This is a genomic window from Herbaspirillum sp. SJZ107 (assembly GCF_006715485.1).
Lineage (GTDB): Bacteria > Pseudomonadota > Gammaproteobacteria > Burkholderiales > Burkholderiaceae_D > Telluria.
The window spans coordinates 1,482,248-1,507,031 of the sequence record NZ_VFNH01000001.1; the positions used below are offsets into that span (position 1 = coordinate 1,482,248).

The window sequence follows — 24,784 nt, forward strand, 5'->3', positions numbered from 1 at the left end:
GCACGAGTTGCCCGCGGGAGTTCTCTGGAATCCAGACGCAGCTACGCCCGCTCAATGTTTGGAGTTGATGGGTGATTTAAACCGATTTGCAGTGGTATCCGAGCAACTCAGCATAGGGATACACGCGTTCGTGGAAGCATGTCGTTGGCATCTTGAACACTATCCTCACTATCTTTCCCGGCGAAGACATTTTGTCGACTACGCCCGTTACATTTCATATAGAGGGGGGCCGCTGCGTGTCCCTTTGCTCGATAGCAGAGCGAAAGAACCTCGTTGAACGACTGCTTCGGGTCGAAAGCGGCCGATTCAAGGACAGTTGCGTGATCGACGAGCACCGAGCTTGTCACGACGTAGGCTGGCAAATCTTTGAGCAATTTGACGAGACCTTGATGAAGGTCAAACGCTTGTCATGTAGAGCGCGCAATGTAGTTTGATGAACCGCAGATCAGACCGCCTTACAGCTTTACTCATCGACGCCGCCATCCATGCTGCCGCTTCCCATGGCCCAGTTAGCGCAGCAAAAGAATTGGTGGACGCGGGCCTCACCTGGGCAGTCATTATGCGAGTACTTAACAGGCCAACTGAACGGCGAACCTATTCGAGGCCTGTAGCAGCGGATCTTTGATCAAACTTATCAGTTGCTTAGAATGCAACGTCGCGTCGAACTGATTTTGTTAACGGTCTGTTATCGACCCACAGCAGACGGTCAGTCACCGGAACTTCGCACGACATTAATTGCCACGCCTACTCCAGCAGACGGGTTTGAATTCCCCAGTTCGATGCCTATGCTCAATGCAGAGTTGCGGGATTGCGCGGACTCGAGTTCTGCTGCTGCCTTCAACATGAAATTACCAATTGCACGCAGTTCCTCGGGCGACGCGTGGAAATCCACATCAACGATCGTGACGGGATCAATGCCACCTTCTGAATCCGGTTCTTCTGGCCAGCCAACGATGCGCATGAATTTCCTCGATCAACAAATGTCCGCTCTTGGCCGATAGCAGACGGTCGGCACGGCTCAGTGTACTCGGCTGTTGCCTGCTGAGCAACTAGAGGGTTTTGTTGGGCGCTCTAAATGCCGGCGCCGCCGACATCATCGATCGGTATGCCAACCGCAACCCGACCCACTACACCAATTCGTTCACGGGGCTGGGCCAGTGACGCAGCAACGCGCGCTCCAGGCGCTGGGCCGGCTCAAGGTTGGCCAGATGAACAAGACGGAGGCCGCCTACGCCGCCACGCTCGCCCAGCGTCAGCACGCTGGCGAGGTGGCCGGCTTCAAGTTCGAGGGGCTCAAGTCCCGGCTGGCCGACAATACGTTCTACACGCCGGACTTCGCAGTGATGCTGGCCGACGGCGCGCTTGAGGCGCACGAGGTTAAGGGGCACTGGCAAGACGACGCCCGGGCGAAAATCAAGATTGCGGCCGACATGTACCCCTGGCGCTTCGTAGCGGTCCGGGTGAAGGCGAAGAAGGATGGTGGCGGCTGGGCGCTTGAGGAATTCTAGGCCCGCAAGCCGCGCGCCGATCAGCGCACGGCGATCTTGCTAGATTATGCGGACTTCTTGCTACGGCGCGCTACGCCGACTGCGCCGAGCGCGCCGACCGCCAGCAGGGCCAGGCTGCCTGGCTCCGGAACTTGCGTCGGGTCGTAATAAGGAACGTCATACGACAGGCGATAGTATCTCGGGTCATCCGCCCACATCAGTTCTTCATTGCTCACAGCAACCTGCTTTGCGGTGCCCGAATAATACACGTCGCGCGTAGGGATGGTGTCTGGACGGTACGCATTAAAGCCGGGCTTCGTGAATACGTGCATAGAGTAGTTAAACGTGTCATCGGTAGCCCCGGCGCTGAACATTAGCCACATCCGGCTTTCGCTCGACTCATTTATCCAGTTGTAGGCATACAGGTTCGTTGGGCCATATCCAATGAAACTCGTGGTGGTTTCGATTAGCGAGTTGCGGGTCCAGCTGTCGCCGACATCTTGAGTGTAAAACTGACCCTCGCTAGTCGTAATATTGTAGCGCGCTACGGACTTGTCCTGGTCGCGGATGATTATGTAGTTGCTTCCATAGCCGGCGGCAGAAGGACGGGAAAGCTCGTACTTAATATAGCCCGCGTGAGCGCTCATCGAAAACAGTGCAGTTGCGGCGAGAGCCAGAACTTTCTTAAACATGGCGAAACCCTAATTATTGGAAGTCTAGTCTTTCAGCAATTGCCATGCCATGACAAGGTTTGGCTTATTAATCAACAGGTTAAGAAAGCTGATCAGGATTCTCGTCACTGCGATGTAAAGTTATCCGGCGGCAACAGATAGTTAGGCGTATCCAATCTACATATTCACAAAAAACCACACGTTGCAATTTAGAAAACTTCGCGCAAGGCAATTTATTTTGTTGTGATTGGTAAACTTTTCTGTACTGGAACTCAGCTATATTACCGGAGATAGAAATGCCTTTCGAAGACCGCTACCTGAATGCACTGAACAGCACAAACCTGCTGGACGACGACAAGCATCACCAGACCGAAGCCCTCGCGGCGGCGGCGCTGGCGGACCTGTCGGGCGGGTCGGGCAGCATCTTCGGCAGCATGCTCGCGCCCGCCAAGATCGACGGCGTGCCGCGCGAGGCGATCGCATCCGGCAGCCATAGCCTGGCCGTCCTGCTGCGCGTGTGGAAAGAGGCTGTGTTCCAGAAGGGCAAAGACCGCAAGTGGATCCGGGTCGTGCAGCCGTGGGACGTCCCGGCGCTCGAAGGCATCTGCAACAAGATCGCGCTGCAGTCCCTAGCGCACTGGTTGGGCGGGGAGTGCTCGGTCTGCAACGGCATCAAGATCAACGCCGGCCGCGCGTGCGCGCATTGCACCGACACTCCCGGCCGTGAACCGGTCGAAGGCCTGTACCAATCGCACGCCGCGAGGGCCGGCGCAAAAATGCGGAAGGCGGCGTAGTTAAAGCGTTGTCGAAACCGTCAATACAGACGCGGCGCTGATCTGACATTCATATATGTCGGAATCTTTTACATCGCGTTGCTTATGACAACCATAACTCATTGTTTTGTAACCAGTCTCGGCACCTGGCCTGGAAATTGCTGTAACGCAAACTCCATCACACTAGGGATACAAAGCATGAATTGGAAAGTTAGCAGTGCAGTTGCAGCGCTCATTCTGGCAGTAACGCCGTTCGCTTCGGCTACGACTATCTCGATTAACTTCGAGGAGTTTGCCTATGGCGTGAATGTCGGCGACTATTACAACGGCGGACACGACAGTCTTGGCCGGGCGAGTGGCGCATATTATGGTGTCACCATCAATGGCACTGTACGATTCACCCCGCGGGGCGCTTATCTGTCTGGCCTGCCATGGAACCCGACGGCAATTAGTTTTGATACAGAGGCGATTCGTTCGATCTTGGGCACTGACCAGTATTACGTTGCGTTCAATGCAGGTCGCTCCGATATCGACGGCGGCTTCGCATACGTCCAATATGAAAATGGCAGGACTGACGCGCAGTGGATTGCTGGCAACGGCACGCCTAACTGCCAGAGTTTGCCAAGCGGCTGCTTCGACAGATTTTACGGCGCTATGGGTGCCTATAAGTTCGGCCCTTATGATGCGACCTCGCAGATCACCAGTATCACCTTCAATGCTGATCGCGTTGATAACATCTTGATTTCGTCTTCTCCAATCGGAGTATCTGCCATCGCCGGCGGATACGAGATGAACCGAGACATCCCGGAGCCGGCATCGCTGGCCTTGTTTGGTCTTGGCGGAGCGGCGTTGCTGGCGCGTCGACGTCGCAATAAAAATCCGTTGTAAACGAACGGGAACAGGCGTAAACTTAAGTCCTTCCCATTCTCTCGGTCCAATGTAATGTGCGCGAAAGCGCCACCATAACCCGAGGCAGACGAGTACCCAGCGTGCAGTAAAGGCGTCGCTCCTCTGCAAATAAGCCCACCGCTCTGGTGGGCATTGTCGTTTACGCGCCACTGTGCAGATAGCTCTGGGCGTAAGTAAGCGGCACCCTCGAAGCGCAGCGGCTTGGCTCCGCTGTGGTGATGCAGTCATTTACTGATTTCATGGGAGAAAACCCTGCATCATGGGAGCTTCGACGCCTCACCGGCGCTACCGGTGACCACACAAAGCCTTAGAGCGCCTAACAAAACCTCTCGACGTACCGCCAACAGATCAGCGAGCAGGCAAGCGACAAGAACGCCTGATTCATATCTGCTCGCCGCTCATGTCGAATGCGCAGTCTGCGGAAGCGATGTAGCAAACCCAAGGTGCGTTCGACGACCCAATGCCACCGGCCTAGCCTCTCGCGCGACTCCACGCCATAACGCGCGATACGAGCTGCGATGCCTCGACTGCGCAACCAAGCCCGATGGGCTTTCGAAGCGTACGCTCGATCAGCATGCAACTTACCTGGACGTTTGCGAGCTCGGCCTGCCTGTCCTTTAACTGCCGGGATTGACTCTACCAAAGGGATGAGGAAACGCGAGTCGTGTACCTGCGCGCCCGAAATTTGAGCTACTAGTGGAAGCCCACGCTCATCCACCAGCAAATAGTGTTTGCTTCCGAGTTTGCCGCGATCGGTTGGGTTTCGGCCTGTGTGCTCGCCTCCGGCAGGCGCCGGTACGCTTGCAGCGTCAACGCAAGCGCGATCCCACATGATCTGGTCGTGCTCTCGGAGCCGTCGAAGAATCGCCTCGTAGACGCGCTACCAAGCGCCGGCTCGCATCCATATTCGTGAAGGCGACGCCAGCATGTCATTCCAGTGCCGCAGCCGAGTTCGCGCGGCAGGTACTCCCAGGGTATTCCGGTCTTTGAGGACAAACAGAATTCCCGTCATAGGCGCGCGATCATCAATACGTTGCCGTCCGCCTTTAGGCGATCGGTGATGGATCGGCAGATGGGCTTCTATAAGCGACCACAGGTCTTTGGGAAGAAGTGCTCGGGCCATGGCATCAGTCCGTCTACGAACACGGACGCCATGTTAGTGCCCGGACTGAGGCACGTACGTCCGCTATCGGCTGCTCATTCAATGGGCCGACGCAACACAGTCAGCAAATGGATGTAGAGGCGTTTGGTAATCAAGGGTTTTCCTTGGGCGTTCGTTCAGTTGCCTTGCCACGTCATCTAATCGCTCCTGAGAGTACGTTGAGAGATCGAGCCCTTTTGGAAAATATTGCCGTAGCACCCCATTGGTGTTTTCATTTGATCCACGTTGCCGTGGATGGTGAGGATCACAGAAATACGCCTGGATATGGGTGGCTAAGATGAAGCGCCGGTGGTCGGCCATCTCTGTGCCTCGGTCCCACGTTAGCGATTTGTAGAGCTCCTGCGGTAGTTTCCGGGCATTTGCAATAAGCGCATTGATGACTGTCTCAGTGTCTTTGCCGGTGACCTTTACAAGCATCACGTAACGCGTTTGACGTTCGACCAGAGTAGCAATCTGACTGTTATGACTACAGAACACTAGGTCGCCTTCCCAATGTCCAGGTATTGCCCGATCCTCGACAGTGGCCGGACGTTCACTGATCGAAACCGTCTCGACAATTCGACCATGGTCATCCGTTTTTTGAGTGTGATGCCACGACCGACGCATATTCCGGGTACGTCGCAAATGCTCCAATAATTCCTTTTTCAGGGCGCCGCGCGCCTGGATATAGAGGCTACGATAGATCGTTTCGTGTGACACCTGATAGTCCTCGATGCCCAAGTAAATCTGCTTGAGCCAGCCGGCGATCTGTTCCGGCGACCACTGCAGCTGGAGCTTGCTGGCGACAATATCGGCCAGCGCTCAATTCTCTACCGGCTTACACGTCTTGGGACGCTTGGCTAGATCCCAAGCACGTTGGTCGGCGCGGCTTGCACGATAGCCATCCAGGCTGCCATTTCGCCTGACCTCTCGACTGATTGTCGATGAAGCGCGACCGAGAGACATGGCTATGGAACGAATTGATTTTCCTTCGACGACTGATCGTGAAATTTCTTCGCGCTCAACGAGCGTTAGCGCCAAGCGGGACCGGCATCGTTGAGCTGGACAAATGCCGCCGGTCTCAGCCAGAATCCTCTCTACTGATGAGTGGTTTCGGTCAAACAGCTGGGCTATCTTTTGAAGCGAATCGCCTTGCCGCCATCGTTCCCACATCAGTGCCTTTTGATTCTCCGAATAGTAAATGCGGGGTTTCCGTTTCATGTGAACACTCCTCCCTATGTCTTAGAGTGTTGCGTTCACCAGTTGAATCCAAGGTCAATAGCGGACGTACACGACCATCGTCCTGGCGCTAATATGGCGGCAGTGCAGCGCTGACCGGCATCCTGTTCGTCCTCGAGACTGGACTACCCCGGGAATATCTACCGCGTGAACTCGGCTGCGGCAGCGGCATGACGTGCTGACGCCGCCTTGACGAATGGATGGAAACAGGCGTCTGGCAGCGTGTCCATGAGGCGGTGTCAGGGCAGCTCGATCAGTGCGGCCTGAATGCGCTTGCGCTTACTTCTGTACGCATGATTCGATCCCGTGGTTGCCATCCTTGAATTCCGGTTCGAAGTAAAACTTCGTGAACGTCCACTTGCCGTTACCGTTCTTCTTGAAAGTCGCGATGCCGGTGCCGAAATCCCTGGTGCCTGGGTCGGTATTTGCGAAGTAGATCGCAGCGGTAGTCCCTTGTGTAGCGGCATGGCCTGGATAGGTGCCATAGCCGGGCACTTCCAGTTTGAACAGGTAGGCCCCGTTGCTGCCCGAACTGTGTTCCGATACTAACTGCAGGGTGGCAGTCGCGGTGTACTTGCCTTCGCGGGAATCATCGCCTTGACAATTGTATGCCCCGGATAGGTCAGGTCCGGTGAATGCTTCTTTGCCTTGCGCAAACCCGGAAACGACCAGAAAGAAAAGAGCGGTGGCGATTGTTCTCACGAGCGTTTCCTCCATTGATATTTGGTCGGATGTCTGCCCCGGGCATTGCATGCTGACTGAGCAAAAAGCTGTGCGGACTGCGTATGGCCGTAGAGTCCCATTGTCCGCATTCAATATGGGCTCTGTCGGTAGTCGGCGCAGACATGGTGTGTCAGCGCGACTTGCGCCGCAACGAGCCGGTCAGTAAGGCCAGGCCCAGTCCCAGCGTTGCAAAAGTCGCGGGTTCCGGCACGGTAGCATCCGCGTCGTCGATCAATATATTGTCGACCAGGCTGAAATAAGCACTGCCGTCCGGGTTATAGACCAGTTCCATCTCGAACGAGCTCAGGTTCGTGAAGCCGGCAAGCGGTGTCGTCGTCAAGCCATACGGATCGGCGTTTGCCGTTCCATTGATCGAGAATGTCTGGCTGGTCCGGGCACCGTTGATGTCCGTACCCGTGAATTTGACGGTGCTCGTTGCCGATGCAAATACAGTCGCCAGGTCGACGCTGGTGACAGAAAAAGGCTTGCCCGAGACGCTTGTGATATCGACGATGCCACCCAGGTCAAGACTGGTCGTCCCATTGGTGGCGTATCCCGAAGACGAACTCATATTCAAGAAATACACGAGGCCCTGCTGGAGATCGAAATGATAGCCATCGGTCGTGAATGTGGCGCCATCGGTCAGGGCAGTGGTATTGCTGGCAGGGTAATCGTCGAACGTGATGGTCGTCGCCTGCACGACATTGGTTGCGGTAGCTAACACTGCAGCCAGCAATGCGGCTTTCATCATGGACGGCATAACGATTTCCCCTAGTTATTATGTTAACCAATAGTACATTTTTATCGGGGGGAACGATATTTCTTTTTAAAGTGAATATAGGTAGTCGAAGCGGTTTCGCTCCAATCCCACGAAAGCTCTGTCAACCCCCTAAGCGACGTTGATAGCGTCAACCCGGTCAGGATAGAACGCCAGGTAAGAGGCTATCTGTGCTGCTGCAGGAAAGGGCTGCTCATAAGTCCATACGGCGTTCACGCTACGTTGTCCACCTGATGGGATATTGTAGTAAGCACAATCACCTTTGTATGGGCAATACGTTGCATGTGCGGTGCGCTCGAGCTGATCCATGCGAACGTCGTCGCGCGGGATGTACAGGACAGCCGGATAGCTTGCTTCTTTCAGGGATAGCGCTCGGGTGCTGTCCGCAATCACAGTGCCGCCCAGGGTGACGGTAACGCGGCGCGACTCGGGCGTGATCGTGATCGGATGGTCCGGCCCCGGCAGTTTCATTGTCTTGTTCATGCGACACACGTCCAAAGAATTGAAAGAAGAAGCGCGGCAAATAATGCACCTGCCGCATCAAACGTTGACCTCGATGTCACCGGAGCGACTGTCCCCGGTCAAAAACAGCCTACCACGGCCGCCCGCTTCCGATCCAGGTAGTCCCATTCAATCGCGAAATCCACTGGTTGGACAGCGCCCGGCTTTCATGTCGGATCAAGCCTTGTTGTCCAGTTCAGGGATGCCACTGCTACGGTCCGCATACGCGGCCTGGAAGCTCGGACGTTGCTGCCAGCGCTGCCAATAGGCATCCAGGAACTCGAAACGCTCGTCCAGCGGCGTAGCATTCACTGGGAATTTCGAGAACGCGATCGCGGTCGCCAGCGTGATGTCGGCGAAAGTAGGCTCGTCGCCTCCCAGCAGCCATTTGCGTCCGTCCGAAAGATGCTTGTCGACTAGTGCAGCGTGGGCCAACGCTTCTTTGCGGCAGTGTTCGCCCCAAGCTTCATTCTTCGTCAGTTCGAGTTTGAAGCCGAGGCCGGTATGCAGAACGTGAAAGGCCGTGACGATGCGATACAGGATGTGAACCCAGATGCGGTTGTCCCACATGTTGTCCAGGCCCTGTTCCAGCGGCGTGTCCCCCATGATCTTGCGGCCGGGGTAGGACTGGTCCAGGTAACGGACGACCGCTGCCGTTTCGGAGATGGTGCTACCGTCAGCGAGCTCGAGGGTCGGTGTTTCACCCCAAGCATTCATTTTCAAGTGACGCCAGCCACGCTGCTCACCGACTGGCGTCATGTCGTAAATGGTCTCGTGGAACTGATCAGCAATCCCTTTTTCGTGCATGAACAGGCGCAGGCGTTGCGGGTTGGGGAAAGCCGACGGCGAGGTGTAAACGTTCAGTTTGCTAGTCATTTTGAAAGTCCTTCAAGTATGTCGAGGTGTAGGTCGAACCGTGTACTGCTTGAGTAGCGAGGCCTTGGCGCGTTGTCGCTCAAGCAGTGGACGTACTTCAATGCGTTGTTCTACGCTGATAAACCGTGTGATAATCAATTCATTTATTACATGTGGTAATGAATATGGCCGCAGGCAACTCGCTCCAGCTTGGCAGCATTGAACAGTTTTGTAGAGCAGCGGAGACCGGGAGCTTCACTGGTGCAGCCGAGATTCTCGGTTTGACGCCGGCTGCGGTCAGTCGGTCCATCAGTCGACTCGAGCAGCGCCTAGGCGTACGTCTTTTTTTGAGGACGACCCGCGCCGTCAAGCTGACCACTGAAGGTGAGCTCTATTGGAAGGAATGTCAGCGAGCACTTGAGCAAATTGCCGAGGCTGAGCGTGCAATCACGGGCGCGCAAAACGTTCCAAGTGGGCCGCTACGCATTAGTGTCAGTGCTGCTTACGGAACGTTTCGGCTGCTACCTTTGATGCCCAAGTTCACGCAGCTTTATCCGCAGATTGACATCGAGATCAGTATCTCGGACAAAATAATCGACTTTGTCGAAGAAGGCTTTGACCTGGCGATCAGACTGGGCATTCTACAAGATTCACGTCTTGTCGCGTTCAAGCTCGAGGACGCAATGCTGGGGGTATTTGGTACGCCAACCTACCTCGCAAAAAAAGGCGTGCCTCGCGGTATTCATGATCTCAGTGAACACGATTGCATCCAATACATATCGCCGAATACAGGGCGCCCCCTGCAGTGGCTGTTCACCGATGAACAAGGTGCCTTGATCGAGAAACCGATAACAAGCCGGATGCGCGTACTTAACGATGCGCTAGGAGCTGTCGCTTGGGTGAATGCGGGCGGCGGCCTTTATCAAACCTACCGCTTTGCGGTGGGCGACGCCTTGAGGCGTGGTGACCTTGTAGAGGTCCTTCAAGAGTATGGCGGCCGCTCCCGCCCGTTTTCGATTCTCTACCCCCAGAACCGCCACCTATCAGCGCGAGTGCGCGCATTTGTAGAATTCTTGCGCTCGGCAGTGAAATCTTAGGTTGCAGGATGCGTGCAGGATCGAAGCGGTAGCTTTCCAGCCTGTTCAGCCGCACGGTGTACATCCTTCGTCAGCATGCCACACGTCTGCTCCTGGCCGGTTGCCGCCATCGGCTCAGTGTACGAGGTGCTTGTTGCAGCAGCAAGCAAGAGGTTTTGTCATGGCTCCTGAATCGGCACGTCCTTGCCGTGCTCCAGTGTCTCGGAAGCCTGCGTCCGCTGCCGGAACTCCTTTGGCGTAGTCCCGACCAGCTTCTTGAACAGCCGGCTGAAATAAGCCGGATCCTGGAACCCGAGTTCATACGCAATCCCGGCCACGCCGGCCGATACGTAGGTCAGCTTGCGGCAAGCCTCCAGCATCAGCCGCTCCTGGGTAATTTCGAAGGCCGACTTGCCGGCGATTTTCAGGCATAGCCGGTTCAGGCGCACCGGCGGGATACGCAGCCGCTCGGCGTACTGCGGCACGCGCCATTGCTCCTTGTAGTGGCGCTCGACCTCGGTGCGGAAGCGGCTGAACAGCTCGAAATCGTTGCGGCCGGTCTTTTCGGCGATGTGGCGCTCGGCCTGCACCCGCGCCAGCATCAGCAGGATGCAGCGCGCCAGCCAGTCCAGCATCAAGGTGTGGCCCTGGCGTGGCCAGGTCGCCTCGAGGATCAGGTTGCGCAGCAGCGTCTCGATGCGCTCGCGCGCCTCGGCTACCGGTCCGAGGCCGATCGCGAGCGGTTCCACGAACAGGGAGGTGAACAGGTTGCCGTCCTGGCCGGCGGCGGCGAACAGCAGGTTCTGGTCGATCGTCAGCACGTAGCCGTAGGCCTCTTCGGAGAATTCGAAGCCGTGGACCAGCGACGGGTGGATGGTGAGCGCGATCGGGCCGTCCAGCTCGACCACGGCGTCGCCGAGGGTGGCGCGGACCTGGCCGCCGAATAAAAAAAGTACCTGGAACAGGCCGGCGTGGGTATGCGTGCCGATGTGCCAGTCGTAGACGCGGCTGCGGGTTTCGATCAGCTCGATATGGACGCCCTCGACGTCGGCGCCCCAGGTGAGCTCGCCATACAGGGCGAATTGCGGGATGGCGGCAGCTGGCGGGAGAGAGGCGGAAGGCATGGGCAAGACCGTTGAGTCGGAAGCGGAATGAAAAAATAGTACAAGTTTTTTCGGATTTCATCCATTCATATCGGCCGCCGCACGCACTAGGATGGCATCAACAGAACATAAAACGGAGACATCATCATGCGTACCCAGGTCGCCATCATCGGCGCCGGTCCGGCCGGCCTTTTGCTTTCCCACCTGCTTCACCTGAACGGCATCGAGTCGGTCGTCTTGGAGTCGCGCAGCCGCGCCGACATCGAGGCCACCATCCGTGCCGGCGTGCTCGAGCAGGGCAGCATGGACATCCTGAACGAAGCCGGCGTCGGCGAACGCATGCAGCGCGAAGGCGCGCTGCACCACGGCATCGAGCTGGCCTTCGGCGGACGCCGCCACCGCATCGACCTGACCGGCCTGACCGGCAAGGCGATTACCGTCTACCCGCAGCACGAAGTCATCATCGACCTGGTGGCGGCGCGCATCAAGGCCGGCGGCGCGCTGCTGTTCGAGACCAGCAAGGTCGAATTGAGCGGCATCGACGGCAGCAGTCCCCGCGTGACCTTCGAGCACGACGGCCAGGCGCGCAGCATCGAGGCCGACTTCGTGATCGGGGCCGACGGCTTCCACGGCGTGTCGCGCCCGATGATCCCGGAGACCCAACGCCAGGACTACCAGCGCATCTATCCGTTCGGCTGGTTCGGCATCCTGGTCGAGTCGCCGCCGTCGTCCGATGAACTGATCTACGCCCGCCACGAGCGTGGCTTTGCGCTGGTCAGCACGCGCTCGCCGACCGTGCAGCGCCTGTACCTGCAATGCGACCCGCGCGACAGCGTGGACAACTGGTCCGACGACCGCATCTGGTCCGAGCTGCATGCGCGTACCGAGAGCGACGACGGCTGGAAGCTCAAGGAAGGCCGCATCTTCCAGAAGGGCATCATCGGCATGCGCAGCTTCGTGTGCGCACCGATGCGCTCGGGCCGCCTGTTCCTGGCCGGCGACGCCGCCCACATCGTGCCGCCCACCGGCGCCAAGGGCATGAACCTGGCGATCTCGGACGTCAAGCTGCTGGCCAATGCGCTCGACGGTTTCTATCGCCGTGGCAGCGAAGAAGGGCTGGACAGTTACTCGAGCGACGCGCTCAAGCGCGTGTGGCGCGCCGAATTCTTCTCGTGGTGGATGACGCGCCTGCTGCACACCTTCGAGGAGGCCTCGCCGTTCGAGCGCCAGGTGCAGCTGGCCGAGCTGGAGAACATCGTGGCGTCGCGCGCCCTGAGCACGGCGCTCGCCGAGAACTACGTCGGCGCATTCTGAGGCACCCGGCCCGTGCCCGACCCACGGGCTTCCGTATAAATAGTATTATCCAATAAAAATAAACGACCGGCCGCCTCCCGCGGACCGGCAATTTGGAGACACGCCATGCACCAGCAGACCCCTGCGCAAGGACGCGGACCGGGTACGCCCGCCGTCGACGTCCAGGATTTCCTCAACCAGCACCGCTTTTCGCCCTTCCAGTGGAGCATCTTCGCGCTGTGCTTCCTGATCGTGCTGCTGGACGGCTTCGACACCGCCGCGATCGGCTTCATCGCGCCCTCGCTATTGAAGGAGTGGGGCCTGAGCAAGGCGGCGCTGGCGCCGGTGCTCAGCGCCGCGCTGTTCGGGCTGGCCGCCGGCGGCCTCACCGCCGGCCCCTGTGCCGACCGCTTCGGCCGCAAGAGGGTGCTGGTGGTGGCGGTCGCCCTGTTCGGCGCCGCCTGCACCTGGTCGGCGTTTTCGGACAGCCTGACCGAACTGACCGTCCTGCGCTTCGTCACCGGCCTCGGCCTGGGCGCGGCGATGCCGAATGCCGTGACCCTGATGAGCGAGTACTGCCCCGACGGGCGCCGCGCCACCCTGACCAATGCGATGTTCTGCGGCTTCCCGCTGGGCGCCGCGCTGGGCGGCTTCCTGGCGGCCTGGATGATCCCGCAATGGGGCTGGCGCAGCGTGCTGCTGCTGGGCGGCCTGGTGCCGCTGGTGCTGGCCGTCGTCATGCTGATGCGCCTGCCGGAATCGGTGCGCTGGCTGGTCGCCCGCAAGGCGCCGGCCGCGCGCATCCGCGCTGCGCTGCAGCGCATCTCGCCGAGCGCGCGTGACGTGCAGGCCTTCACGATGGCCGAGAAGACCGCCGGCGCAGGTGCGGAGGTCAAGCGCACCGGCTTGCGCGTGATTCTGTCGCGTCCCTTCATCGTCGGCACGGTGATGATCTGGCTGGCCTATTTCATGGGCCTGGTGATCTTCTATTCCCTGATCAACTGGATGCCGATCCTGTTCAAGGAAGCCGGCCTGGATGCGCGCACCGCGACGCTGGCGGCCTCGCTGTTCCCGCTCGGCGGCGTCGGCGCCGTATTCCTCGGCGTGCTGATGGACCGCTTCAATCCGAACCGCGTGATCGCCCTGTGCTTCAGCCTGAGCGCGGTCAGCATCTATGCGATCGGCCTGTCGGCCGGCAACGTGGCGCTGTTGATGACGGTGGTGTTCGTGGCCGGCACGCTGATGAACACGGCCCAGTCCTCGCTGCCGGCGCTGGCCGCCAGTTTCTATCCGACCCAGGGCCGCGCCACCGGCGTGGCCTGGATGATGGGCGTGGGCCGCTTCGGCGGCGTCGCCGGTTCCTTCCTGGTGGCCGAGCTGGCGCGCCGGCAGGTCGGCTTCCAGGGCATCTTCGCGGTGGTCGCGGTGGCCGGCGTGTTCGCCACCCTGGCGCTGCTGGTCAAGCACTGGGCCCATCCGGACCGCCCGCAGGAAGGCTCGCAGGAGGGCGAGCCGGCCGGCCGCCACTCGGCCAGCCTGGGGCATTGACCGGTCAACGGAACGCGTAGTTCACGCTGGCATAGAAGCGGCGGCCGCGCGGGTCGGTGTAGGTGGGATCGTAGCCGGACAGGAAGAAGTAGGCCTGGTTCGAGTACGGCGGGCTGCGGTCGAACAGGTTCTGCACGCCGGCGCGCAGCTTCAGCGCCGGATCGAGCTGCCAGGCCGCCGACAGGTCCCACAGCGAATACGGCTTCACGCGGTTCTGCGCCACCACGCTGCCGTCGTCGATGTTGATTGCCGTGTTCTGGTCTTGGTAGCCGCTCGAATAGGTGTTCGACAGGCTGGCCGACAGCGGACCGCGTTCCCAGTCCAGGGTGATGGTGTGGCGCCAGCGCTGCACCACGCCGTCGGTGACGAACCTGCCCAGGTTGCTGACGTAGGTGTCGCCGGGGCTGTTCTGGATTTTCGAGTCGAGCACGTAGGTCCCGTTGACGCGCCCGCCGAAGCGGCCGACCGCGGTGTCGATGCCGCGCACCGTGACCGCCAGGTCCAGGCCCTTGGCGATCTGGGCGCCGCGGTTTTCCTTGCGCAGGTCGATATAGTCGATGTAGCCGTCTTCGTCGCGGTGCACGAGGTCACCGTACTTGGCCAGGTTGCCGAGGATGACGTCGTCGCCGATCTCGCTGATCAGGTCGGTGCGCTTGATGTTCCAGTAATCGAGCGAGGCGTTCACGTGACGGCCGGCGGCGACCACGGCGCCCAGCGAAAACTGGCGGCTGCGTTCCGGTTTCAGGTCTGGATTGCTGTAGCGGCGCGTGTCCCAGTTGTCGGCGCAGTCGGCATAGTTGTTGTCGACCGTGGCGCAGTAGACCGGGTCAGGCAGGGTGGCGGTGCTGCTGTAGACGGTGGGGCGATGCAGCTCGGTCATCGACGGCGCGCGGAAGCCGCGGCCGGCGGAACCGCGCAGCAGCACGCCGGCCGCCGGGCGCCAGCTCAGGCCGATCTTCGGGCTGGCGGCGCCGCCGACCTGCTGGTAATGGTCGTAGCGTCCGGACAGCTGGGCTTCCCACTGCCTGGCGAAGGGCAGCAGCAACTCGCCGTACACGGCCTGGATGTTGCGGCTGTCATGGGTGGCGCGGCCGCCTTCCGGCGCGGCATCGTTGTTGATGTTGTCGCTCAGGAGCAGGGCGGATGGCGTGAAGTCGTTCTTTTCGCGCCGCACCTCGCCGCCGACGGCCAGCGCCAGGTCGCCGCCGGCCATCTTCATCAGTGCGCGCGAGAACCTGACGTCCCAGGAATCCATCACCCCGCGCGCATGGCGCACGTCGTCGTGCACCTGGATGCTGTCGAGCAGGGCGCGGCCTTCGGCGCCGGACGGACCGAACGGGTTGATGCGGCCGTCGGCGATCCCTTCCAACAGCTCGTTGTACAGCACGTAGCCGTGGGTGTCTTCGTCCTTGACGGTGTTGATGCTGTGGTTGAATGCGGTGTCGTAGTCCCAGCCGCCGAGGTTGCCGCTCAGGCCGACCACCACGCGCACGCCTTCGCTGGTGAGGGTGCTGGTGCGGCGCCCGGCTTCGTTCAGGCGCATGCGCAGTTCGAGTTCGCCGGGCACGTCGTCGTCGGTGACCTGGTCGAGGCCGGTGCCCGCCAGTTGCGGCACCTTGCGGTAATCGATGTAGCCGGTCACGCGCGCCGACGAGCCGGCGTAATCGGTCTTCGCGCGGCTCAGGGCGAGTTCGGCATAGGCCTGATGGCCGGCGCCGAGCTTGATCACGCCGCGGCTCAGCAGGCTGGCCTTGTCCGACTTCGGATACAGCTCGGTGTCGTTCATGTAGTCGTAGGTACAGGCATCGACGCCGCCTGTCCCGGCCGGCAGGTACACGTTGTCCGGCGGCGCGCAGTTCGGCACCGACAGGTTGATCAGGCGGTTGGTGATCGGCTTGCCGTTGATGGTGAAGCCGTTCTCCTGCAGGTAGTCGCGCTGCGCCGTGCTCAATCGGATGTTGGCCGGGCTGGTGTAGCCGGACAGCAGGTGGCCGAGGCGCTGCTCGACCTGCAGGCCTTTGACAAAGCTGCGCTGCGCCGTGCTCAGGGCGTTGGTGCGCTGGAAGTCGGCCACCGCGAACACGTTGTAGCCGTCGCGATCGAGGTCGCCCTTGCCGGCGCCGATGCTGGCAGTGCGCTTGGCGGCGCCGCCTTCGCGGGTCTTGAGGCCGTAGGCATTCAGTTCCAGGCCCTGGAAGTCCTTGCGCGTGATGAAGTTGATGACGCCGCCGATGGCATCGGTACCATACAGTGCGGAGGCGCCGTCCAGCAGCACTTCGACCCGTTCGAGGGCGGCGGCCGGTATGTTGTTCAGATCGACGCCGCTGTCGTCGCCGGGCGAGGCGAAATTGGCCATGCGCCGGCCGTTCAGCAGCACCAGCGTCGACGAGGTGCCGATGCCGCGCAGGTTGGCGCTGTTGAAACCGCGCTGGTCGCCGCCGACGTTGATGCTCACGCCGTCGGTCAGGCCGCCGACGTTGGACGAGATCCGCGTCATCAGTTCGGCGGCGGTGGTTATGCCGGCCTTGTCGATCTCGGCGCGGGCGATGGTCTGCACCGGCAGCGCGGTCTCGGCCTGCACGCGGCGGATCGCCGAGCCGGTGACTTCCACGGTCGGCATCGGCGCGGCCTGCACGGCCTGCGCGTCCGGGGCGATTGGTGTTTCCTGCGCCATTGCGTGGCCGGCGAAGCCGCCGGCTGCCATCCACGTACCCGCCAGCACCACGCCGCGCACGGCGTGGGCAATCCCTGTCATCTTCGTCTTCATGCTGCCCCTTTGTTAATACATTGCATGTTTGACGATATTCAAGGCAGGACGGTCAGGCAAGCGGAACCACCTTGGTGCCGCAGAAACGTTGCAGAACTGATACGGGAGAGCGGTCGTGGCCGCATTGCCTGTCTCGCAACTGGGACATTTTGCCCCAATGCTTGCGCCGCGATTTCCGGTAGCATTAGCGTCCCCGAATACCGGGCCGCCCGCTTTCCGCGGCAGTCTCCGCCGCAGCGCGGCCCGACCTGAGTGCGCGCCGCACCCGTTGCAATGAGAGTTTGACCATGCGAAACCATCCCGCCGCCGAGCTGCGGCCAGAATCCGCTGCCGGCGCCGGCAGCGCCGCGCTGCGTGCGCTCGCCGTCCGTATCCCGCAGTACTGGGCGCTGACCAAGCCGCGCGTGACCCAGATGACGGTGTTCTGCGCCGTGATCGGTAGTCTTCTGGCGACGCCGGGCGCGCCGGACTGGGCGCTGCTGGCCTGGACCGCCGCCGGCATCTGGCTGCTGGCCGGCGCCGCGTTCGCCGTCAACTGCCTGATCGAAGCCGAGGTCGATGCCCGCATGGCGCGCACCGCGCGCCGCGCCACCGCAAGCGGCGCGCTGTCGCGCACCCAGGCGCTGCTGTTCTCGCTGGTGCTGGGCGGTGCCGGCGCGGCGCTGCTGTACGCGCGCGTGAATCCGCTGACCATGTGGCTGACGCTGGCCACCTTCACCGGCTACGCCTTCATCTACACGATCTTCCTGAAGCCGAACACGCCGCAGAACATCGTCATCGGCGGCCTGGCCGGCGCCATGCCGCCGGCGCTGGGCTGGGCCGCGGCCACCGGCAGCGTGCCGCTGCAGGCCTGGCTGCTGGTATTGATCATCTTCCTGTGGACGCCGCCGCACTTCTGGGCGCTGGCGATGGCCCGGCGCGACGACTACGCGCGCTCCGGCCTGCCGATGCTGCCGGTCACGCACGGCATGGCCCATACCGGGATGTGCGTGTGGCGCTACAGCCTGCTGCTGGCGGCCGGCTCGGCGCTGCCGTGGGCGGTCGGCATGAGCGGGCTGCCCTACCTGGGTGCCGCGGCGCTGCTGAATGCCGTGTTCCTGCGTTACGGCTGGCTGGTGCACAAGCGCTATAGCGATGCGATCGCTCGCAAGGCGTTTGCCTGGTCGATCGTCTATCTGGCGCTGCTGTTCGCGGCGCTGCTGGTGGATCACTACCTGCCGCGCTGAGACTTTCCTGGCGGCCGTCAGCGCACCGCTGCCGCCGTCCCCTGCCACTTGGCCGAGCGCTCGGGCGCCACGAAGGCCAGCGCTTCCTCGAACGAACGCAGCACGATGTCGACGTGCTGCTCGACCAGCGGCTGGCTGACGGTCGAGGTGTCGATCGACAGTCGGATCGTCGCCAGCAGCGCGTGCGGCACATTGTCGCGCAGGCGGGTGGCGGCGGCGACCCATGGGTCGAGCTGGTCTTCCAGCGGATAGGGCAGGAAGATCGTCGATACCAGTTCCGACTTGTCCGGGTCCGGGCGCTCGTCGTCGCCGTCGATGGTGGCGCTGCGGGCGTCGACGTCGGCCTCGCGCAGCGAACGCACCAGCAGTTCGCTCAGCACGGCGTCGCGTTCGCCCGGCAGGCCGGCGCACAGCACTACCGAACGCAGCGGCACGTCGAGCGAGCCCTGCCAGCGGCCCTGGCGCGCTTCGCGCATCTGGCGCAGGTGGGCGCCGAGATTGGCGTCCAGCAGCGAGACGTCGCGGCTGCGGCGGCGCCGGTTGAGCATCGGTCCGCGGCCGCCCTGGGTCAGCGCGGCGGCGACGGTGGCGGTCGTGCCCTGGATCGTGGCGACCTGGGTGGCGTCGATCTGGCCGCTGCGGCGGTCGGCCGCTGCAATCGACAGGCCCGGCAGCAGCACCTGGTCGCAATAGCGCGCAAAGCTGGCGCGGCGCAGGTAGGCCTGGGCGTCGCGCAGGATGGTGTAGGCGTCGCCGGTCAGGGCGCGCTGGTAGAAGCGCTGGCCGCCGCTGACGCTGGGGGCGTCGCCGAGCAGGATGGTGACCGGCTCCAGCCCGCGCACGTGGCGGCCGGCCACGACCAGGCACAGCGTCAGCGGGGTCGACAGCAGCAGGCCGACCGGCCCCCACATCGCCCCCCAGAACAGTGCCGACACGATCACCGCCAGCGGCGACAGCCCGGAGCTGTGGCCGTAGACTTTCGGTTCCACCACGTTGGCGACGATGACTTCCAGCGCCACGAACAGGACGATGCAGGACACCGCCAGTTGCCAGCCGGGGTCGATGGCGGCAACGAACATGGCGATCACGATGCCGGCCGCCATCACGCCGAGGTAGGGCACGAAGCGCACCAGGCCGCTGAGCGCGCCCCACAGCGCCGCATGCGGCACCCCGGCCACGCCCAGCACGATGCCGATCAGGGTGCCGAAGGTCAGGTTCACCACGAACTGCGAAAAGAAGAAGCGCGACACGCCCTGGGCGGCGTCGCCGAGCGTCCGGATGGTGCGGCTGACCTCGGTCTGGCCGGCGAGCCGGATCAGGCGGTCGCGCAGCGATTCGTGTTCGATCGAGATGAAGATCAATAGCACCAGCACCAGGCCGGCTTCGCCGATCGGACCCCAGGCCAGCGAGAACAGGCGCGCCAGCTGGTCGCGCGTGGTCAGGCGCGGCGGACGTACCTCGACCGGCAGCGGCATGGTCGGGCTGACCGTGACGGTATTGATGCCGCGCTTGCCGACCGGCGCCGAAGGTGCCTGCGGCGACACTGCGCTCAGTTCGGCCTCGATGCGCGCGAACGGGCGCTCGGTCAGCTCGCGCACGGTGGCGATCTTGGTGCGGATCGCGGCGCGGTACTTCGGCAGGTCGCCGGTGACGGCCACCAGCTGGAAGGCCAGGATGGTGCCGATACCGACCACGGCGGTCGTGACCACGACCACCGACAGCAGGGTCGCCGGGAGCTGGCCGATGCCGACGCGGCGCATGGTGCGGATCAATGGCGCGATCACCAGGCTCAGGATGGAGGCCAGGGCAAGCGGTTCAAGCACGTCGCGGCCAAAATACAGCAGGCCGAGAAAACAGGAAGCCGTTACGAGGGAGCCGGAGCTCAGGTGCTTGAGTAATGGAGAATCGCGCATCGCGGGGAGCGGCCGGGAACCGCCGGGCCACCCCATGTCAATAAAACCTCCAATGTAACGAAAAAATGGCAGCGGATCAATTCGGAAGAACCGCAACTACGCCGCATGTGCACTGCGACTGCGCTCCAAAGGCAGACCGGATACGGTCGAGCCAACCCGGCAGTGCTCCCGCGGCACGCTCGGGTCCGTTTCGGGGCGGGTTCAGGCCCGGCCCAGGGCGGCCGGCGCAGCCGCCGATTTCTGCGCCGCGGTGATGGTCCACAGGTAGATCGTGCGGCCGGACGCGTCCACGGTCTGCTCGGGCGGCCAGTCGGCGCCCATGTCGAAGGCGTGCGACACCACGCGGCTGCCCACGCGCAATTGCTTCCAAAGCTGGGGGCGCAGCTTCACGTTGATATTCGGTAGCAGGTACAGCGTAACCACCGAGGCCGGCGACAGGTCGATATCGAACAGGTTGGCCACGCGCAGATCGACCCGCTGCGAGACCCCGGCCTTTTTGGCATTCGCCCTGGCTTCGGCGATGCGTTCCGGATTGATGTCGATGCCGACCCCGCGTGCGCCGAACTGCCTGGCGGCGGTGACGACGATGCGGCCGTCGCCGCAGCCGAGGTCGTAGACGACGTCGTTCTTGCCGACCTTGGCCACGGCCAGCATGCGGTCGACCACGTCCTGCGGGGTCGGCACGTAGGGCACGTCGAGCCTGGGCGGCGCAGGCGCTATGGACGGCGCCGCCTGGGCCAACGGGGCGCGCCCCGGGACCAGGGCCAGCCCGGCGCCGGCGGCGGTGCCCAGCAGCAGGGTGCGGCGGGTGTGCGATGTCATCGTCGGTTCTCCTTGGCTTGGGTTTCGGTGGGCTTGTTCGTGGATGCGGCGGCGCGCCGGTCCTGCGTACCGCGGTCGGTGTGCGCACCGGCCTGCAGCGCCAGCAGAGCCGCCAGCACCAGCACGCCGGCGGCCAGCACGGCGACGCCGATCCAGGCGGCGTTCAGCCCGCCCAGCGACTGCGCCGACACATACGACAGGCTGGACCACAGCATGCCAGCGCAGGCGATGCAGAACACGGCCGGCAGCAGCGGGTACAGCGGCACCCGGTAGGGGCGCGGGCGTTCCGGCTCGCGCCGCCGCAGCACGAACAGGGCGATGCCGGTGAGCAGGAAGAACAGCCAGAACACCGGTGCCGTGAATTCAACCATGGCGCGGAAGCCGCCGCCGAGCGCGGTGCCGAGTCCGACCAGCGCCAGCGCGGCCGCGCACTGCAGCAGCAGCGCCACCCGCGGTGTGCCACGCGCGCTGTCCCAACCGCCCAGCCAGCCGAGCGCACGCCAGTCGCGGCCCAGCGCATAGCCGGTGCGGGCGCCGACGATCATGGTGGCGTTGATCGAGGTGAGCGCCGACACCGCCACCAGCAGCGCCAGGATGCGTTCGCCGGGTGCGCCGAAGGCCATCCGCACGACGTCGGCCGCGGGCGCGCCCGATGCCGCCAGGCCTCCCATGCCGAGTGCGTGCCAGCAGGCCCAGGCGACCAGCAGGTAGAGCAGGGTGATCAGGGTGACCGACAGCACCAGCGCGCGCACCATGTTGCGGCGGCCGTCGCGCACTTCGGCGCTGATGTAGGCGGCCTCGTTCCAGCCGCCGTAGGCCAGCAGCACGAACACCATCGCCAGGCCGAAGGAAGCCGGCGGACCGGTGCCGGCCGCGGCGGACGGGGCGGCTGGCAAGGGCGCACCGGTCAGCAGCGCGGCCGCGGCCGCCACCGCCAGCAGGGCCGCGACTTCGAGCAGCGTCAGCCCGGTCTGGGCCAGGCTGGCGCCGCGCAGGCCGGCCAGGTTGAGCACCGCCAGCGCCAGCACTGCCAGCGCCGCCCAGGCTGCCGCGCCCAGCGCCGGCGTGGCGGCCGGCAGCGGCAGCACCTGCTGCAGGTAGTCGCCGAACACGAAGGCGAGCAGGGCGATGGAGCCGGTGGTGATCACGGCGTAGCGCGCCCAGCCGAACAGGAAGGCCAGTCCGCGCCCGTAGGCCAGCTGCAGGAAGTGGTAGTCGCCGCCGGGATGGGCGTAGGCGGTGCACAGTTCGGCGTAGCACAGCGCCCCGGCCAGCGACACCACGCCGCCCAGCGCCCAGGCCAGGAACATCCAGGATGCGTCGGCGGTCATACCGGCCACCAGCGCCGGTGCCTTGAAGATGCCGGCGCCGACCACCACGCCGACGATCAGCGTGACCGCTTCGCGCAGGCCGAGCAGCGGACGCGGGCCATCGATGGCATCGAGGGCGTCGGCGCCCGGCCCGTGGCTGGCTGGCGTGGGTGGAATCGGCATTGGTGGCGGCGCATGGATTGTGTGTCCAGTTAGGCTGCCGCAGCCGTCGCGAGTTCCACATGCCGGCGGGCGCTAGACCGGGATCAACCGGGCGTCTGGCGGCGGGAACGCTGGCGGCGGACGCTGGCGGTGCCGATAACCAGGAGTAACGTGCGGCAGTGCAGCAAGAGGCGATGCTAGTCTGTTATCTCCCATGCCGGCCTGCGCCCGGCGTGCACTCTCATTGAAAGGACCACGATGAAAGCCGTTGTATTCCACGCCATTGGCGACATCCGCCTGGATGACGTTCCCGAACCGAAGATCGAGCAGGACCAGGACGCCATCGTCCGCATCACCACCAGCGCCATTTGCGGCACCGACCTGCACTTCGTGCGCGGCACCTTCGAAGGCATGAAGCAGGGCACTATCCTCGGCCACGAAGCGGTCGGCATCGTCGAGCAGATCGGCAACAACGTGCGCAACCTGTCGGTCGGCGACCGCGTGGTAGTGCCGTCGACCATCGCCTGCGGCTACTGTTCCTACTGCCGCGCCGGCTACTATGCCCAGTGCGACAACGCCAACCCGGGCGGCCCGAGCGCCGGCACCGCGTTCTACGGCGGTCCGCAGCCGGCCGGCGGCTTCAACGGCCTGCAGGCGGAAAAGGCCCGCATCCCGTTCGCCAACGTCAACCTGGTCAAGCTGCCGGACAACGTCACGGACGACCAGGCGATCCTGCTGTCGGACGTGTTCCCGACCGGTTACTTCGGCGCCGACATGGCCGACATCAAGCCCGGCCATACGGTGGCGGTGTTCGGCTGCGGCGCCGTCGGCCAGTTCGCCATCGCCTCGGCCAAGCTGATGGGCGCCAGCCGCGTGCTCGCCATCGACCACCTGCCGGACCGCCTCGAGATGGCGCGCCGCCAGGGCGCGGAAGTCATCAACTATGACGAGGAAGATCCGGTCGCGACCATCAAGGCGCTGACCGGCGGCGTCGGCGTGGACAGCGCGATCGATGCGGTCGGCGTCGATGCCCAATGCCCGCACCACGGTCCGGCTGCCGCCGAAGCCGCGCAAAAGAAGGACGAGTTCGCGGAAGAAGTGAAGAAGGTCGCGCCGCACCAGCATCCGCACGGCGACAACTGGGTGCCGGGCGACGCCCCATCGCAGGCCCAGCAGTGGGCCGTGCAGGCGCTGGCCAAGGCCGGGACCCTGTCGATCATCGGCGTCTACCCGCCGGCCGACAACAGCTTCCCGATCGGCGCCGCGATGAACAAGAATTTGACCATCCGCATGGGCAATTGCAACCACCGCAAATACGTGCCCGACCTGGTCGAGCTGGTGCGCGTCGGCGCGATTGACCCGACCGGCGTCGTCACCAAGCGCGAGCAGATGCCGTCGGTGATCGATGCCTATAAGGAGTTCGACCTGCGCCATCCGGGCTGGATCAAGGTCGAGCTGATCGAATCGCGCGAAGGCCGGGTGGGCTGAGCCTCGGCTCAGCGCAGGCGCGCGAGTTCCTGCTCGAGCGCGTCGAGGAAAACCTTGACGCGCGTCGGGACATGGCGCCGGGTGGGCGTCATCGCCCAGACCGACAGGTCTTCCATCGCCGCGTCCTCGAGATCGATGTCCAGCAGCGTGCCGTCGCGCAGCTGCTGCTGGACATCCCAGTAAGTCAGCATCACCAGTCCCAGGCCTTGCTCGGCCGCTGAACGTGCCGTGGCGACATTACTTGTCGTGATGCGTGCGTTCACGCGGATGCGTTGCAGCTGCCTGTCGATCACGAAGGGCCAGCGCGGCACTGCCTGCAGCACGACGCAGTCGTGCCCCTCCAGGTCGCCAAGCGTGCGCGGCCGACCCCGCCCTTGCAGGTATCTTGGCGAAGCCACCAGCACGCGCGGGTTGGCGGCGATCTTCCTGGCCACCAGTTCCGAATCGCCCAGCGTGGCGATGCGGATCGCCAGGTCGAGGCCCTGGCCGACGATATCGACGACGCGATCGGACACGTCCAGTTCGATCCGCAGTTCCGGATGCCGCGCGAGCAGCGTGGGCAGCAGGCCCAGCACGATGGTCTGGCCGAACACGCTGGGCGCGGTCAGGCGCAGCAGGCCCGACGCCTTGGTGGCCGACGGCCGTAGTTCGCCCAGCGCGCTGTTCTCGGCCTCGACCATGGTCGTGGCATGCGGCAGGAGCGCTTCGCCCTCGGCGGTCAGCGCGACCGAGCGCGTGGTGCGGTGGAACAGGCGCACGCTGAGCTCTTCTTCGAGCACGGCGATCCTGCGCGACACCTGCATCGGACCGATGTCCAGCTGCCGCGCCGCCGCCGACAAGCTGCCCGCAGACGCCACGGCCAGGAAGATGCGGAGATCCGCTATCTGCATTTATAACCTTTTTTGTTAAAGCGGTTTCACACTTGCAGCGCTTTTTCTGGCGAACAAGTGCCCCTATTATTGCATTCATGACTGCACCCGCAGCACAATCCTCACGAGA

General features: G+C 63.0%; 20 protein-coding genes and 3 pseudogenes. 9 read left to right on the plus strand and 14 right to left on the minus strand.

The genetic code is table 11. From position 1 onward, the window contains the following. Positions 1-706: 706 nt before the first annotated feature. The gene (locus FBX97_RS06680) at positions 707-961 is read right to left on the minus strand and encodes a hypothetical protein (RefSeq protein ID WP_141829723.1); all 255 of its coding nucleotides are present in this window, start codon (positions 959-961) and stop codon (positions 707-709) included. Positions 962-1,157: 196 nt separating this feature from the next. On the opposite strand from FBX97_RS06680, the gene FBX97_RS06685 reads away from it, so the two are divergent. Further along, positions 1,158-1,508: a DUF1064 domain-containing protein gene (locus FBX97_RS06685; protein WP_255517328.1), complete on the plus strand. Its 351-nt coding sequence runs from the start codon at positions 1,158-1,160 to the stop codon at positions 1,506-1,508. 44 nt (positions 1,509-1,552) lie between these two features. On the opposite strand, the gene FBX97_RS06690 is transcribed toward FBX97_RS06685, so the two are convergent. Then, on the minus strand, positions 1,553-2,179 hold the full coding sequence (locus FBX97_RS06690; RefSeq protein ID WP_141829724.1) for a PEP-CTERM sorting domain-containing protein: 627 nt from the start codon (positions 2,177-2,179) through the stop codon (positions 1,553-1,555). Between the two features lie 275 nt (positions 2,180-2,454). On the opposite strand from FBX97_RS06690, the gene FBX97_RS06695 reads away from it, so the two are divergent. Continuing rightward, positions 2,455-2,952, plus strand: coding sequence for a hypothetical protein (locus FBX97_RS06695; RefSeq protein WP_141829726.1), 498 nt, complete (start codon positions 2,455-2,457; stop codon positions 2,950-2,952). A gap of 177 nt (positions 2,953-3,129) precedes the next feature. Further along, complete coding sequence (locus FBX97_RS06700; RefSeq protein WP_185748493.1) at positions 3,130-3,819, plus strand: PEP-CTERM sorting domain-containing protein; 690 nt, start codon at positions 3,130-3,132, stop codon at positions 3,817-3,819. A gap of 337 nt (positions 3,820-4,156) precedes the next feature. Here FBX97_RS06700 and FBX97_RS06705 read toward each other — a convergent pair. Both FBX97_RS06705 and FBX97_RS06710 read right to left on the minus strand, forming a co-directional pair. Then, positions 4,157-4,963, minus strand: a pseudogene (locus tag FBX97_RS06705) (IS5 family transposase). Positions 4,964-5,041: 78 nt separating this feature from the next. After that, positions 5,042-6,202, minus strand: a pseudogene (locus FBX97_RS06710) (IS30 family transposase). A 104-nt stretch (positions 6,203-6,306) separates the two neighbouring features. On the opposite strand from FBX97_RS06710, the pseudogene FBX97_RS30460 reads away from it, so the two are divergent. Further along, positions 6,307-6,471, plus strand: a pseudogene (locus FBX97_RS30460) (transposase); the annotation flags it as partial. Between the two features lie 28 nt (positions 6,472-6,499). Here the strand turns inward: FBX97_RS30460 and FBX97_RS06720 are convergent. From FBX97_RS06720 to FBX97_RS06735, 4 genes are all read right to left on the minus strand, one after another. Then, a complete protein-coding gene (locus FBX97_RS06720) occupies positions 6,500-6,922 on the minus strand; it encodes a hypothetical protein (RefSeq protein ID WP_221631754.1) in 423 nt (140 codons plus the stop codon). Positions 6,923-7,073: 151 nt separating this feature from the next. After that, positions 7,074-7,703: a PEP-CTERM sorting domain-containing protein gene (locus tag FBX97_RS06725; protein ID WP_141829730.1), complete on the minus strand. Its 630-nt coding sequence runs from the start codon at positions 7,701-7,703 to the stop codon at positions 7,074-7,076. A 129-nt stretch (positions 7,704-7,832) separates the two neighbouring features. After that, positions 7,833-8,204: a DUF427 domain-containing protein gene (locus FBX97_RS06730; protein ID WP_221631756.1), complete on the minus strand. Its 372-nt coding sequence runs from the start codon at positions 8,202-8,204 to the stop codon at positions 7,833-7,835. 195 nt (positions 8,205-8,399) lie between these two features. Further along, complete coding sequence (locus tag FBX97_RS06735) at positions 8,400-9,098, minus strand: glutathione S-transferase family protein (protein ID WP_141829732.1); 699 nt, start codon at positions 9,096-9,098, stop codon at positions 8,400-8,402. A 164-nt stretch (positions 9,099-9,262) separates the two neighbouring features. On the opposite strand from FBX97_RS06735, the gene FBX97_RS06740 reads away from it, so the two are divergent. Further along, complete coding sequence (locus FBX97_RS06740; protein ID WP_141829734.1) at positions 9,263-10,174, plus strand: LysR family transcriptional regulator; 912 nt, start codon at positions 9,263-9,265, stop codon at positions 10,172-10,174. A 158-nt stretch (positions 10,175-10,332) separates the two neighbouring features. Here FBX97_RS06740 and FBX97_RS06745 read toward each other — a convergent pair whose 3' ends face one another. After that, on the minus strand, positions 10,333-11,283 hold the full coding sequence (locus tag FBX97_RS06745; RefSeq protein ID WP_141829736.1) for a helix-turn-helix domain-containing protein: 951 nt from the start codon (positions 11,281-11,283) through the stop codon (positions 10,333-10,335). Between the two features lie 120 nt (positions 11,284-11,403). Between FBX97_RS06745 and FBX97_RS06750 the strand changes: the two genes are divergently transcribed. Together FBX97_RS06750 and FBX97_RS06755 are read left to right on the plus strand one after the other, a co-directional pair. Next, positions 11,404-12,570 (plus strand): 4-hydroxybenzoate 3-monooxygenase, encoded by a 1,167-nt coding sequence (locus FBX97_RS06750; protein ID WP_141829737.1) that lies wholly within the window; start codon positions 11,404-11,406, stop codon positions 12,568-12,570. A gap of 105 nt (positions 12,571-12,675) precedes the next feature. After that, complete coding sequence (locus FBX97_RS06755; RefSeq protein ID WP_141829738.1) at positions 12,676-14,097, plus strand: MFS transporter; 1,422 nt, start codon at positions 12,676-12,678, stop codon at positions 14,095-14,097. A 4-nt stretch (positions 14,098-14,101) separates the two neighbouring features. Here FBX97_RS06755 and FBX97_RS06760 read toward each other — a convergent pair whose 3' ends face one another. After that, entirely contained in the window at positions 14,102-16,864 is a 2,763-nt protein-coding gene (locus tag FBX97_RS06760; protein WP_141829740.1) for a TonB-dependent receptor, read from the minus strand. A 287-nt stretch (positions 16,865-17,151) separates the two neighbouring features. On the opposite strand from FBX97_RS06760, the gene cyoE reads away from it, so the two are divergent. Continuing rightward, positions 17,152-18,090, plus strand: coding sequence for a heme o synthase (cyoE, locus tag FBX97_RS06765; protein WP_141829742.1), 939 nt, complete (start codon positions 17,152-17,154; stop codon positions 18,088-18,090). A 17-nt stretch (positions 18,091-18,107) separates the two neighbouring features. Here the strand turns inward: cyoE and FBX97_RS06770 are convergent, their stop codons facing one another. From FBX97_RS06770 to FBX97_RS06780, 3 genes are all read right to left on the minus strand, one after another. Next, on the minus strand, positions 18,108-19,913 hold the full coding sequence (locus FBX97_RS06770) for an AI-2E family transporter (RefSeq protein ID WP_255517329.1): 1,806 nt from the start codon (positions 19,911-19,913) through the stop codon (positions 18,108-18,110). A 291-nt stretch (positions 19,914-20,204) separates the two neighbouring features. Next, a complete protein-coding gene (locus FBX97_RS06775; protein ID WP_141829746.1) occupies positions 20,205-20,825 on the minus strand; it encodes a cyclopropane-fatty-acyl-phospholipid synthase family protein in 621 nt (206 codons plus the stop codon). Further along, complete coding sequence (locus tag FBX97_RS06780; protein WP_141829748.1) at positions 20,822-22,318, minus strand: APC family permease; 1,497 nt, start codon at positions 22,316-22,318, stop codon at positions 20,822-20,824. Before FBX97_RS06780 ends, FBX97_RS06775 begins: the two co-directional genes overlap by 4 nt. Positions 22,319-22,555: 237 nt before the next feature. On the opposite strand from FBX97_RS06780, the gene FBX97_RS06785 reads away from it, so the two are divergent. Continuing rightward, positions 22,556-23,785 (plus strand): zinc-dependent alcohol dehydrogenase, encoded by a 1,230-nt coding sequence (locus tag FBX97_RS06785; protein ID WP_141829750.1) that lies wholly within the window; start codon positions 22,556-22,558, stop codon positions 23,783-23,785. A gap of 8 nt (positions 23,786-23,793) precedes the next feature. Here the strand turns inward: FBX97_RS06785 and FBX97_RS06790 are convergent, their stop codons facing one another. Beyond that, positions 23,794-24,675 carry a LysR family transcriptional regulator gene (locus FBX97_RS06790; protein ID WP_141829752.1) on the minus strand — a complete coding sequence of 294 codons (882 nt, stop codon included), beginning with the start codon at positions 24,673-24,675 and terminating at the stop codon, positions 23,794-23,796. Between the last annotated feature and the right edge of the window lie 109 nt (positions 24,676-24,784).

What these genes read in the sequence shown, in the direction of transcription:
- FBX97_RS06690 (WP_141829724.1), bottom strand. Translation starts at nt 2,179, where the DNA reads ATGTTTAAGAAAGTTCTGGCTCTCGCCGCAACTGCACTGTTTTCGATG.
- FBX97_RS06755 (WP_141829738.1), top strand. Translation starts at nt 12,676, where the DNA reads ATGCACCAGCAGACCCCTGCGCAAGGACGCGGACCGGGTACGCCCGCC.
- FBX97_RS06775 (WP_141829746.1), bottom strand. Translation starts at nt 20,825, where the DNA reads ATGACATCGCACACCCGCCGCACCCTGCTGCTGGGCACCGCCGCCGGC.
- FBX97_RS06740 (WP_141829734.1), top strand. Translation starts at nt 9,263, where the DNA reads ATGGCCGCAGGCAACTCGCTCCAGCTTGGCAGCATTGAACAGTTTTGT.
- cyoE (WP_141829742.1), top strand. Translation starts at nt 17,152, where the DNA reads ATGCGAAACCATCCCGCCGCCGAGCTGCGGCCAGAATCCGCTGCCGGC.
- FBX97_RS06750 (WP_141829737.1), top strand. Translation starts at nt 11,404, where the DNA reads ATGCGTACCCAGGTCGCCATCATCGGCGCCGGTCCGGCCGGCCTTTTG.
- FBX97_RS06695 (WP_141829726.1), top strand. Translation starts at nt 2,455, where the DNA reads ATGCCTTTCGAAGACCGCTACCTGAATGCACTGAACAGCACAAACCTG.
- FBX97_RS06785 (WP_141829750.1), top strand. Translation starts at nt 22,556, where the DNA reads ATGAAAGCCGTTGTATTCCACGCCATTGGCGACATCCGCCTGGATGAC.
- FBX97_RS06700 (WP_185748493.1), top strand. Translation starts at nt 3,130, where the DNA reads ATGAATTGGAAAGTTAGCAGTGCAGTTGCAGCGCTCATTCTGGCAGTA.
- FBX97_RS06760 (WP_141829740.1), bottom strand. Translation starts at nt 16,864, where the DNA reads ATGAAGACGAAGATGACAGGGATTGCCCACGCCGTGCGCGGCGTGGTG.
- FBX97_RS06730 (WP_221631756.1), bottom strand. Translation starts at nt 8,204, where the DNA reads ATGAACAAGACAATGAAACTGCCGGGGCCGGACCATCCGATCACGATC.
- FBX97_RS06780 (WP_141829748.1), bottom strand. Translation starts at nt 22,318, where the DNA reads ATGCCGATTCCACCCACGCCAGCCAGCCACGGGCCGGGCGCCGACGCC.
- FBX97_RS06790 (WP_141829752.1), bottom strand. Translation starts at nt 24,675, where the DNA reads ATGCAGATAGCGGATCTCCGCATCTTCCTGGCCGTGGCGTCTGCGGGC.
- FBX97_RS06735 (WP_141829732.1), bottom strand. Translation starts at nt 9,098, where the DNA reads ATGACTAGCAAACTGAACGTTTACACCTCGCCGTCGGCTTTCCCCAAC.
- FBX97_RS06725 (WP_141829730.1), bottom strand. Translation starts at nt 7,703, where the DNA reads ATGCCGTCCATGATGAAAGCCGCATTGCTGGCTGCAGTGTTAGCTACC.
- FBX97_RS06680 (WP_141829723.1), bottom strand. Translation starts at nt 961, where the DNA reads ATGCGCATCGTTGGCTGGCCAGAAGAACCGGATTCAGAAGGTGGCATT.